The following is an 11,608-nucleotide window of genomic DNA, read 5'->3' on the forward strand; positions in this document are numbered from 1 at the left end:
GAGCCTCGGCTGATTCCTGCGGCGGCGGCGTGAACCTGGACGGCCCGTCCGGCGACTGTGCTGGTCGAGGAGGCGGGTATGAGCGACGAGCTGCTGGTGGTGCGGTGCCGGCTCGGCGAGCGGGATGCGCTCGCGGAGCTGGTGCGGGCCTGGCATGCGCCGGTGTGGGGGTACGTGCGGCGCATGATCGGGCCGGGCGAGGCCGACGACGTGACGCAGGAGGTATGGCTCGCGGTGGTGCGGGGCCTGCCGGGGCTGCGGCAGCCGGAGCGGTTCACGCCGTGGCTGTTCACCATCGCGCGGCGGGCGGTGACCAACCGGCTGCGGGCCGAGTACGCCCGCCCCGAGGTGGCCGCCGACGCCGAACCGGTGACGCCCGATCCCGCCGACGCGCTGGTGGACCGGGCCGAGCTGCTGGCCGGGCTGGCGGCGCTGCCGGCCCGGGAGCGGGAGGTGCTCATCCTCTTCCATCTTCAGGACCTGCCGCTGGAGACGTGCGCGGCGATCTGCGACGTCCCGGTCGGCACCGTCAAGTCACGCCTGTCCCGTGCGCGGCGGCTGCTGCGCGAGGAGCTGAACCGGAAGGAAGGCCGCCCGTGAACGCCGACGAAATGATCTCCCGACTGTCCGGGCCGCTGTCGCTGCGCCGCCGGGTGGCCACCGTGGCCGTGCTGCTGGGCGGGCTGTTCGGGGCCGCGTTCGTCGGCCTGCTGTGGCTGACCGAGCCGGTGCTGCCGGTCCGCACGCAGCTCGCCTTCGGGGGGCTGGTGCTGGTCGGGCTGGGGTGGGCCGGTTACGGCGGGTGGGTGCTGTCGCGGCGTACTCCGCTGTTCGCGCTCGACCGCGTGATCGCCGGTTGGCTCGCGCTGGCCGCCACGGGCCTGCTCGCCGGGTCGACGGCGCTGGTGGCGGTGACCCGGGGCGGCGTGCACCCGGCGGCGTACGCGATGGTCGGGGTGCTGGTCGTAGTGGCGGTGGGCAACCTCGTCCGGGCCCGCGCGTCGCGTGGCGCGCTGTTGCGCCGCAAGCGGGAGCTCGGCGGCTGACTCCTACGGGCCGAGGCCCCGTTCCTGCCGTCGAACCGGCATGGGCGGGGCTTCGTTCCTGTGCGGGAGGGTGGCCGTGGTGAGCCCGCGCCACGGCCCGGGGCCGCGCCGGTCACTCGTGACGATCGCCGCGCAGCAACTCTGACAGCCAGCTCATTTGGCGGCGGACCTGGAAGGCCTCGCCGCCCTCGTGGTGGTTGAACGGGTAGGCGTGGATCTCGCGGGCGGGGCGCTGCGGGCGGCCGTTGGCGGCGCCGTAGTGGTTGTGGGCGGCGAACACGCCGCCGGGTGGGCACACGTTGTCGCGCAGCCCGGCGCCGAAGTGCGCGGGCGCCACGGCGCGGCGGGCGAAGTTGACCCCGTCGACATAGGACAGGGTGTGCCGGACCGCGTCTTCGGCCTCCCGGTGCACGGCGAGGAAGTTGACGATCTCGCCGTACGGCGGGGCGTCGGTGATCTCGATGGCGCGCTGCAGGTGGCACAGCAGCGGGGCGGTGGCGATCAGCGCGGCGAGGTCGGGCACCAGGCCCGCGACGGCCAGCGCGAGGCCGCCGCCCTGGCTGTTGCCGGTGGCGACGACCCGGTCGGGGTCGACTCCCGGCAGGGCGCGGATCGCGTCGACGGCCCGGACGGCGTCGGTGATCAGCCGACGGTAGTAGTAGTCGCGCGGGTCCAGGATGCCGCGGACCACCGGCCACGGCCCGCCGAGTGCGCCGCCGTGCGGGTCGGGGGTGTCCCCGCCGCTGCCGTACTGGCCGCCCTGGCCGCGGGCGTCCATGAGCAGGTGGGCGTATCCGGCGACGGGCCAGGTCAGGCGTTCGTGGGGCAGGCCGCGGCCGCGGCCGTAGCCGACGTACTCGACGACCGCGGGCAGTGGGGTGTGCACGCCTGCGGGGCGGGTGTACCAGGCGCGGACGGGGTCGCCGCCGAATCCGGCGAAGGTGACGTCCCAGGTGTCGAGCAGGGGCAGGTCCGTGCGCACCGGATGGACGTCGCCGAGCACGGGGTGGGCGGCGGCGTCCTTCAGCGTCGCGGTCCAGAACTCGTCGAAGTCGGCGGGTTCGGTGACGTCGGGCGTGTAGTGCCGGAGCTGGTCGAGCGGTAGGTCGAACAGGGGCATGGGTCCTCACCGGGTGTTCTGGCGCAGGTGCGCGGGTGGGGCTGTGGTCTCGCGGACGACGAGTTCGGTCACCAGGTCGATCCGGCTGGTCGCCAGGTCGATCTTGTCGGCGAGGTCGAGCACCATCTGGGCGGCGATTCCGGCCATGTCACGCAGCGGCTGGTCGACGGTGGTGAGGGCGGGGTCGGTCCAGGCGGCGACGGGCAGGTTGTCGTAGCCGATGACGGACAGGTCGTCGGGCACGTGCAGGCCGAGCTGCCGGGCGGCGCGCAGCACGCCCATGGCCTGCATGTCGGAGCCGGCGAAGATCGCGGTGGGCCGGTCGGGCCGGGTGAGCAGGTCCATGGCGTGCTCGTGGCCGGTGGCGACGTAGAAGGCGCCGTGCCGGACCAGGGCGGGGTCGACGGGCAGGCCGGCTTCCTCGTGTGCGGCGCGGAAGCCGGCGGTGCGGGCGCGGCTGCACAGCACGTCGGTCGGGCCGGAGATGACGGCGATCCGGCGGTGGCCGAGTTCGATCAGGTGGCGGGTGGCGAGCAGGCCGCCGCTCCAGTTGTTCGCGCCGACGGTGGGCACGGAGGCGGAGGTGGCGCTGTCGGTGTCGATGACGACGAACGGGATCGCGCGGCGGTGCAGTTGCCGGCGCTGGGGTTCGGAGAGGTGGCATTGCACGAGCACCACGCCGCGGGGCCGGCGGGACAGGACGCCGTCGAGCCATTCCTGCGGGGGCCGGTGGCGGCCGTCGAGCTGGGACAGCACCACGCCGATCCGGGCGGGGACGGTCACCGTCTCGATCCCGCGGATGATCTCCATGGCCCAGGTGGAGTCGTACTCGTGGAAGACGAGGTCGATCTGGCCGGTGGGCAGCCGCCGGGAGCGGCGGCGGTAGCGGTTGCGTTCGAGGCTGGCTTCGACGCGGGCCCTGGTCAGGGCGGAGACGTCGAGGCGGCCGTTGAGGACTTTCGAGACGGTGGCGGTGGAGACGCCGACCTCGTCGGCGATGGCCGCGATCGTCACCGCGCCGGATGCGGCGCTCGGACGGGACTTCGTCATCTTTGCCTCGCCAGGAGCCTCGGAAGTTTCGGACCGAACTCTAACACCACGATCGGCATTCTCGGCCAGACTGATGTTTCCGGGGATCGAGGAGATCGATGGTCCTCTCCGGAGGGTCACGCACTGCAATCGTTTGTGTCAGCAGTTCAACGACCCTTGACATGCCTCGGTGGGGCGCTTAAGTTGCCCGGCAAAGGTAACGCAATATTTCCGAAACTTTCGGTGGAACGCGGAGGTCGGCTCTCGCTGTCCGTGATGGACCGCGCTGTGGTCGTACGCGATGCGCTGTGGTTTTGAACAGGGGAGGTCCTCCGATGAGCGTGCCCGGGACGCTGGACCCGCCGCGGTCCACGCCGGAGGTGGTGCGGCCGGCGCCCGCTCCCGCGCCGCCCGTCCGCGCCCGGCGGCCGACCTGGCGGCGGGCGCTGCGCCGGGACTGGCAGCTGTACTCGCTGGCGCTGGCGCCGCTGCTGTTCTTCGCGGTCTTCCGCTACCTGCCGATGATCGGCAACGTCATCGCGTTCCGTAAGTTCTCGCCCGGCGGCAACCCGCTCGGGGAGTACTGGGTGGGCCTGCGCTACGTCGAGATGTTCCTCAACGACCCGACGTTCTGGAACGTGTTCACCAACACCCTGGTGCTGGGCGTGCTGACGCTGGTGGTCTGCTTCCCGCTGCCGATCGTGCTGGCGCTGCTGTTCAACGAGCTGAGCAGCCGCCGGCTCAAGCGCTTCGTGCAGTCGGTGTCCTACCTGCCGCACTTCCTGTCGGTCGTGATCATCGCGGCGATGGTGATGCAGCTGCTGTCCGTCGACGGCACGGTCAACCAGGTCGTGCGGGCGTTCGGCGGTGAGCCGGTCTCGTTCCTGCAGCAGCCGGAGTGGTTCCGCACCATCTACGTCTCCTCGGAGGCGTGGCAGACCGTCGGCTGGGGCACGATCCTGTACCTGGCCGCGCTGACCACCATCGACTCCGACCTGTACGAGGCGGCCCGCATCGACGGGGCCGGCCGGTGGCGCCAGACCTGGCACGTCACCCTGCCCGGCATCCGCCCGACCATGGTGACCCTGCTGATCCTCAACATCGGCACGTTCATGGCGGTCGGCTTCGAGAAGATCCTGCTGCTGTACAACCCGCTGACCTACCCCACCGGCGACGTGATCTCCACGTACCTGTTCCGGATGGGCGTGCTGTCCAACAGCTTCAGCTACGCCGCCGCGATCGGCCTGTTCGAGGCCGTCATCGGCCTGACGCTGGTGCTGACGGCCAACCTCATCGCCCGCCGCGCGGTAGGGACGAGCCTGTGGTGACCGTCGGACGCAAGCCCGCCCGGCGGCGGATGCAGGTCACCCGGGGCTACCGGGTGTTCCAGGCCGTCAACGCGGTCGTGCTGACCGTCGTGGTGATCGTGACGCTGTACCCGTTCGTCAACGTGGTGGCGCGCTCGTTCAGCCAGGAGAGCTACATCCGGGCCGGGCAGGTCAACCTGGTGCCGCGCGGGTTCAACCTGGCCACCTACAAGCTGGTCATGGCTGACGACATGTTCTGGGCCAACTACCGCAACACCGTGTTCTACACCGTTGTCGCGACCGCCGTCGCGATCACGCTGACCACCTGCTACGCGTACGTGCTGTCCAAGAAGCACCTGCGCGGCCGGTCGGCGCTGGTCGGCATCGCCGTGTTCACGATGTTCTTCTCCGGCGGCCTGATCCCGAACTACATCCTGATCACCAGCCTGGGCCTGAAGAACTCGGTGTGGGCGATCGCGCTGCCCAACGCGATCAGCGTGTTCAACCTGCTGGTCATGAAGGCGTTCTTCGAGAGCATGCCGGTCGAGCTGGAGGAGGCCGCCGCCGTCGACGGCCTGGACACCTACCGCATCCTGTGGCGCATCGTGCTGCCGCTGTCCAAGGCCATGATCGCGACGATGGTGCTGTTCTACGCGGTCGCGTTCTGGAACTCGTGGTTCTCGGCCTTCCTCTACATGGACCAGTCAGACCTGTTCCCGGTCACCGTCTACCTGCGCAATCTCATCGCGGGGGCGACGGGGGCGGGCTCCGTCGGCGCAGCCGACGCCGATCTGCAAACGGCGGCCAACATCCAGGCCGTGACGATCGTGCTCACCGTCGTGCCGATCCTGCTGGTCTACCCCTTCGTCCAGAGGTACTTCGTGTCCGGCGTGATGCTCGGGGCGGTCAAGGGGTGAACCGGCGCTGTCCGCAAGTCGCACCTTCCACTCCTCAACCCGAAAGGCGCAAACACATGGCAACCCGCTCCCGCAGACGTGTCGCGGCCTTCGCCGCCGCGCTGCTGGCCGTATCCCTGTCCGCGTGCACCGGCGAGGAATCGAGCTCCGACGACCTGTCCGGCAACCGCGTCGGCGCGATGTCCGACTACGCCGTGAACTCGCAGTTCAAGGCCACCGAGGCGCTGAACTTCTCGATCCTGTACAACAACCACCCGAACTACCCGATCAAGAACGAGTGGCTGTTCTGGTCCGAGCTGACCAAGCGCACCGGCGTCACGCTGCAGCCGACCGCGGTGCCGCTGTCGGACTACGAGCAGAAGCGCAGCCTGCTCATCGGCGCGGGCGACGCGCCGCTGATCATCCCGAAGACCTATCCCGGCCAGGAGACGCCGTTCGTGGCCTCGGGCTCGATCCTGCCGGTCAGCGACTACCTCGACCTGATGCCGAACTTCAAGGACAAGATCACCAAGTGGAACCTGCAGCCTGACGTCGACCAGCTGCGCCAGCTCGACGGCAAGTTCTACCTCCTGCCCGGCCTGCACGAGAACGTGTGGACCGACTACTCGCTCGGCGTGCGCACCGACATCCTCGCCCAGCTCAACCTCACCGCGCCCAAGACCTGGGACGAGGTGTACACGATGCTCAAGGCGATGAAGGCGGCCTACCCGAACCAGTACCCGATGTCGGACCGGTGGAGCAAGCCCACGCCCGGCGGCGCGCTGTTCAACTACATGGCCGGGGCGTTCAGCACCAACGGCGGCTGGGGCTACCGCAACGACTACTGGGACGCCGACGCCAAGAAGTTCGTCTTCACCGGCGCCACCGACGGCTACCGGCAGATGGTCACCTACCTGAACAAGCTGGTGAAGGAGGGGCTGCTCGACCCGGAGAGCTTCACCCAGGACGACGACACCGCCATCCAGAAGCTCGCCACCGGCAAGTCCTTCGTGATCAGCGCCAACGCTCAGGAGCTGGTCAACAAGTACCGCACCACGATGGCCGAGACGCTGCCCAAGGCGACGATGGTCAAGATCCCGCAGCCGGTCGGGCCGGCCGGCGAGGTCAAGGCGGGCAGCCGCCTGGAGAACGGCGTCATGATCTCCAAGAAGGCCCGGGAGAGCAAGAACTTCGTGGCGATGATGCAGTTCATCGACTGGCTGTACTACTCCGACGCGGGCCAGGAGTTCGCCAAGTGGGGCGTGCCCGGCACCACCTACGACAAGGACGCCTCGGGCAAGATCACGCTCGCGCCCGACGTCGACTACGTCAAGCTCAACCCCACCGCCACCAAGCACCTGCAGAAGGACTTCGGCTTCGGCAACGGCGTGTTCGCCTACGGCGGCACCACCGCGCTGCTGCAGTCGACGTTCTCCGCCGAGGAGCTGGAGTACCAGAAGGCGATGGACACCAGGAAGATCCTGCCCGTGCCGCCGCCGCACCCGTACGAGGACGCCGAGGCCGAGCAGGCCACCCTCTGGGAGACGCCGCTGAAGGACCACGTCGCCCAGATGACGCTGAAGTTCATCCTCGGCCAGCGTGACCTGTCCGAATGGGATGCCTACGTCGCCGAGCTGAAGGCCAAGAACTCCGACGCCTACATCGAGCTCGTCAACAAGGCGTACGACCGCTTCGCCAAGCAGCGGGGCTGACCCCGCCGGCCCGGCCGCATCCACGGGGGTGCGGCCGGGCCGACGCACCGACGCAGGAGACCGCGATGCGCATCCACGTTCCCGAGACCGCCTCCGGACGGCTCACCGACGCCTGGCGTTTCTGCGTCGGCACCGGCCGCTTCGAGCTCGCCCTGCGGCGCGACTACCAGGACTCGCTGGCGATGATCCAGCGCGACATCGGCTTCCGGCACATCCGCGGGCACGGCCTGCTGTCCGACGGCGTCGGGGTGTACCGGCCCTACGAGTACCAGGGCGCGAGCCGCACCCGGTACGCGTTCACCTACGTGGACCAGGTGATCGACGCCTACCTCGACCTCGGCATCGCGCCGTTCGTGGAGCTGGGGTTCATGCCCGCGGCCCTGGCCTCGGGCGAGCAGACCGTGTTCTGGTGGGGCGGCAACGTGACCCCGCCCCGCTCCTGGACCCAGTGGGCCGACCTGGTCAAGGCGACCGTGTCGCACCTGGTCGACCGGTACGGCGTCGAGCAGGTCCGGACCTGGCCGATCGAGGTGTGGAACGAGCCCAACCTCAAGGAGTTCTGGGCCGGCGCCGACCGCGACGCCTACCACCGGCTGTACGAGGTCAGCGCCGATGCGGTCAAGGCGGTCGACGCGTCGTTGCAGGTCGGCGGCCCGGCGATCTCACCCGGCGCGGACGACTGGCTGATTCCGTTCGCCGAGTTCGCGGACAGCCGCGGGGTGCCGGTCGACTTCGTCAGCAAGCACGCCTACACCTCCGGGCCCGCCCAGCACGTGCCGTTCGGGGTGCACCAGACCCTGGCCCCGGCCGAGCAGCTGCTGGAGCAGTTCGCGACCCCGCGGGAGCTGCTGGCCGCGACCGGCCTGGCCGGGCTGCCGGTGCACATCACCGAGTTCAACTCGTCCTACCGGCCCGACAACCCCGTGCACGACACGGCCCTGCACGCCGCCTACCTGGCGCCGGTGCTGGCCAACGGCGGCGACCTGGTCGACTCGTTCTCGTACTGGACGTTTTCCGACATGTTCGAGGAGACCGGCGTGCCGACGTCGCTGTTCCACGGCGGCTTCGGCCTGCTCACCCACCGGCAGCTGCGCAAACCCACCTACCACCTGTACGCGTTCATGGCCCGGATGGGCGAACAGATCCTCACCCGCGGCGACGACCACCTGGTGACCCGCGACGCCACCGGCCGGGTCACCGTGCTGGCCTGGGCCCCGGTCGACGTCAGCGGCGGCCCCGCGGTCGACGGCCACACCGTGCGGCTGTCGATCCCGGTCGGCGGCCCCGGCACGGCGTCGGTGTACCTGAACCGCTCCTCGGTCAGCGAGGAGGCGGGCAACGCCTGGACGGCCTGGTGCGAGATGGGCCGGCCCGCCTCACCCGACCGCCGCCAGCTCGCCGACCTGTACGAGGCCGCCGAACCGGCCCGTTGCCACCGCAACCTGCCCCGCGTCGGCGGCTGCGTCGAGCTGGACCTCGTCCTGGCCCGGCACGAGGTGACCCTGGTCGAGCTGACCCCGGTCGTCGACGAGACCCCGCCCTGGTGGGACGACAACCGGCTGCTCGGCCTGAGCCGCCCGGCCCCGCAGCCGTCGGGGCGAAGCGATGGCTGACGCCGTTGCGGGCCGGTTCGGGCAGGGCGTGCTGTCGCGGGCCGCGGCGCTGGTCTACAGCCTGCTCGTCGTGGAACTGCTGCTCGTGGCGACCACGCTGCCCGGCCTGGCGCCGCTGGTGCTGCTGGACCGCGACGCCAGCAACATCCCGCTGTTCGCGGCCTGCGCGCTGCCGCTCGGCCCGGCGGTGTCCGCCGCCCTGTACGCGCTGCACCACCACCGTGCCGACCTCGCGGACCTCACGCCCGCCGCCGCGTTCTGGCGCGGCTACCGGGTCAACGCCGGCCCGGTGCTGCTGGTCTGGGCGCCGTGGCTGCTGTGGCTGGCCGTCGTCGCGGTGAACCTCGCCCACCTCGACGCCGCCGCCGTGCCCCGGTGGTGGGCCGCGCTGCTGGTCGTGCTCGCCGTCGCGGCGGCCCTGTGGGGCGTGAACCTGCTGGTGATCACGTCCCTGTTCGACTTCCGGGTCCGGGACGCCGCCCGGCTCGCGTCGTACTTCCTGGTGCGCCGCCCCGCCGTCGCCCTGGGCAACCTCAGCGTGCTCGTCGCGGCGGCCGGGCTCACCGTGCTGCTGTCCGAGGCGGTGCTCACCCTGTTCGGCGCGGTGCTGGTGTTCGTGCTGTCACGCAACTGCCGCCCGATGGTCGGCCAGATCTCCAGGGAGTTCACCGCATGACCCTGCCCGCCACCTCGAAGATCGCCTACGGCGGCGACTACAACCCCGAGCAGTGGCCGCGCGACGTGTGGACGCAGGACTACCAGCTGTTCGACGAAGCCCGTATCGACACCGTCACCGTCGGCGTGTTCACCTGGGCGCAGACCCAGCCCGCACCCGACGTGTACGACTTCACCACCCTCGACGCGATCGTCGGACGGGCCGCCGAGCAGGGCCGCGCCGTGTGCCTGGCGACCGGCACCGGCGCGCACCCGGCCTGGCTGGCCCGCGCCCACCCGGAGGTGACCCGCGTCGACTTCGAGGGCCGGCGGCACAGGTTCGGCCAGCGGCACAACTCGTGCCCCAGCTCGCCGGTGTTCCGGCGGCTGTCGGCCGAACTGGCCCGCCGCATCGCCGCCCGCTACGCCGACGAGCCCGCCGTGGTCGCCTGGCACGTCGGCAACGAGTACGGCGGGGCCTGCTACTGCGAGCTGTGCGCGGCCGGGTTCCGGGACTGGCTGCGGGAGAAGTACCGGACCCTGGACCGGCTCAACCACGCCTGGTGCACGACGTTCTGGTCGCACACGTTCACCGGCTGGGACGAGATCGAGGCCCCGTCGGCGCTGACCGAGCACTGGCGCGGCCCGAACCACACGGCCTTCCAGGGCATCACCCTGGACTACCTGCGGTTCATGTCCGACGCGATGCTGGCCGACTTCGCCGACGAGAAGGCCGCGATCCGCGAGTCCAGCCCCGACATCCCGGTGACCACGAACTTCATGGGCATGTACCGGCCGCTGGACTACCACCGCTGGGCGGCGCACCTGGACTTCGCGTCCTGGGACAACTACCCGCCCGACGACCGGTCCGCGGCCCGGATGGCGCTGACCCACGACCTGATGCGCGGCCTCAAGGACGGGCAGCCGTTCTGGCTGATGGAACAGACCCCGAGCGTCACCGCCTGCCGCGACGTCAACCCGCTCAAACGCCCCGGGATCAACCGGCTGTGGAGCTGGCAGGCCGTCGCGCACGGCGCGGACGCGGTGCTGTACTTCCAGCTGCGGGCCTCGCGGGGGGCGAGCGAGAAGTACCACGGCGCGGTCATCGGGCACGCCGGCCGGTCCGATACCCGGGTGTTCGGCGAGGTCGCGCAGCTCGGCGCGGAACTGGACCGGCTCGGCGGCGCGAGCCTGGGCGCGCGGACCCCGGCCCGGGTCGCGCTGCTGTTCGACTGGGACAGCTGGTGGGCGCTGGAGATCTCCGACGGCCCGTCCCGGCTGGTGCGCTACCAGCAGGTCGTGCTCGCCTACCACCGGGCGCTGTGGGACGCCGGGGCCGACGTGGACGTGCTGCCGGTGACCGCCGACCTGTGCCGCTACGACGTGGTCGTCGCGCCCGCCCTGCATATGGTCAAGGGCGACCTGGTGCGGCGGTTGGAGGCGGTGGCGGCGCGCGGCGGCTCGGTCGTGACGACGTTCCTGTCCGGGCGGGTCGACGAGGACGACAACGCGTTCCTGACCGACGTGCCCGGCCCGCTCGGGCCGCTGATGGGGGTGCGGGTCGACGAGTGGGACGCCCGCGAGGCCGACGTGGTCAACCCGGTGCTGCTGGAGTCCGACGACGACCGCCTCGAAGGTCCGTCGCGGCTGCTGTTCGAGCTGGTAATCCCGCAGGGCGCGGACGTCGTCGGCGCCTACGGGGCCGACTTCTACGCGGGCACGCCCGCCGTCACCCGCAACGCGTTCGGGGCCGGGCACGGGTGGTACGTCGGCGCCGGGCTGGAGCAGGACGGCGTGTCGTGGGTGATGCGGCAGGTGCTGGCCCGCCACGACCTGATCGGCCCATACGCCGAGGTGCCGGACCTGGAGACGGCGGTGCGGGTCGCTGCCGATGGGACGCGCCTGCTGTTCCTGCTCAACCATGCGATGGCCCCTGCCGAGGTGGCCGCCTGCGTTGCGGGCGTCGACCTGCTGACGGGTGAGCGGATCGTGCGTGGGCAGCGGCTCGCTCTCGCCGCCTGCGCCGTCATGGTGATCGCGTGCGACAGCACGACCGCCAGCCGCTGACCGGGCATCGGTTGCGCCGGGGCAGAGATGCCGAGCCGGGCGACGACGCTCACCGCGTCCGCCCGCTTCCTGACCGGGTGGCCGCGAAGATCTGTTTTTGTGGACGCCAGCTGTCCCTATAGGGGCGTCCAGCGTCCACAAAAACAGATCTTCAGCCGTGGATC

General features: G+C 70.8%; 10 protein-coding genes. 8 read left to right on the forward strand and 2 right to left on the reverse strand.

Annotated elements, in window-relative coordinates; translation table 11 throughout:
• Positions 1-78 precede the first annotated feature (78 nt).
• Positions 79-600 (forward strand): RNA polymerase sigma factor, encoded by a 522-nt coding sequence (locus F6W97_RS22885; protein WP_155372460.1) that lies wholly within the window; start codon positions 79-81, stop codon positions 598-600.
• Positions 597-1,046: a hypothetical protein gene (locus F6W97_RS22890; RefSeq protein ID WP_230686885.1), complete on the forward strand. Its 450-nt coding sequence runs from the start codon at positions 597-599 to the stop codon at positions 1,044-1,046. The genes F6W97_RS22885 and F6W97_RS22890 overlap by 4 nt, the downstream gene beginning before the upstream one ends.
• A 112-nt stretch (positions 1,047-1,158) precedes the next feature.
• Here the strand turns inward: F6W97_RS22890 and F6W97_RS22895 are convergent, their stop codons facing one another.
• On the reverse strand, positions 1,159-2,166 hold the full coding sequence (locus F6W97_RS22895; RefSeq protein ID WP_155372461.1) for an acetylxylan esterase: 1,008 nt from the start codon (positions 2,164-2,166) through the stop codon (positions 1,159-1,161).
• A 6-nt stretch (positions 2,167-2,172) separates the two neighbouring features.
• Entirely contained in the window at positions 2,173-3,216 is a 1,044-nt protein-coding gene (locus F6W97_RS22900; protein ID WP_155372462.1) for a LacI family DNA-binding transcriptional regulator, read from the reverse strand.
• Positions 3,217-3,530: 314 nt separating this feature from the next.
• Between F6W97_RS22900 and F6W97_RS22905 the strand changes: the two genes are divergently transcribed.
• From F6W97_RS22905 to F6W97_RS22930, 6 genes are all read left to right on the forward strand, one after another.
• Positions 3,531-4,523: an ABC transporter permease gene (locus F6W97_RS22905; RefSeq protein ID WP_155372463.1), complete on the forward strand. Its 993-nt coding sequence runs from the start codon at positions 3,531-3,533 to the stop codon at positions 4,521-4,523.
• Positions 4,520-5,419 (forward strand): carbohydrate ABC transporter permease, encoded by a 900-nt coding sequence (locus F6W97_RS22910; RefSeq protein ID WP_230686886.1) that lies wholly within the window; start codon positions 4,520-4,522, stop codon positions 5,417-5,419. The genes F6W97_RS22905 and F6W97_RS22910 overlap by 4 nt, the downstream gene beginning before the upstream one ends.
• Before the next feature lie 56 nt (positions 5,420-5,475).
• Positions 5,476-7,110, forward strand: coding sequence for an ABC transporter substrate-binding protein (locus F6W97_RS22915; RefSeq protein ID WP_155372464.1), 1,635 nt, complete (start codon positions 5,476-5,478; stop codon positions 7,108-7,110).
• A 65-nt stretch (positions 7,111-7,175) separates the two neighbouring features.
• Positions 7,176-8,723 (forward strand): GH39 family glycosyl hydrolase, encoded by a 1,548-nt coding sequence (locus F6W97_RS22920; RefSeq protein WP_155372465.1) that lies wholly within the window; start codon positions 7,176-7,178, stop codon positions 8,721-8,723.
• Positions 8,716-9,399 (forward strand): YesL family protein, encoded by a 684-nt coding sequence (locus tag F6W97_RS22925; RefSeq protein WP_155372466.1) that lies wholly within the window; start codon positions 8,716-8,718, stop codon positions 9,397-9,399. The genes F6W97_RS22920 and F6W97_RS22925 overlap by 8 nt, the downstream gene beginning before the upstream one ends.
• Positions 9,396-11,444: a beta-galactosidase gene (locus F6W97_RS22930; RefSeq protein ID WP_155372467.1), complete on the forward strand. Its 2,049-nt coding sequence runs from the start codon at positions 9,396-9,398 to the stop codon at positions 11,442-11,444. The genes F6W97_RS22925 and F6W97_RS22930 overlap by 4 nt, the downstream gene beginning before the upstream one ends.
• Positions 11,445-11,608: the final 164 nt, after the last annotated feature.

Source organism: Catellatospora vulcania, assembly GCF_009720385.1.
Lineage (GTDB): Bacteria > Actinomycetota > Actinomycetes > Mycobacteriales > Micromonosporaceae > Catellatospora > Catellatospora vulcania.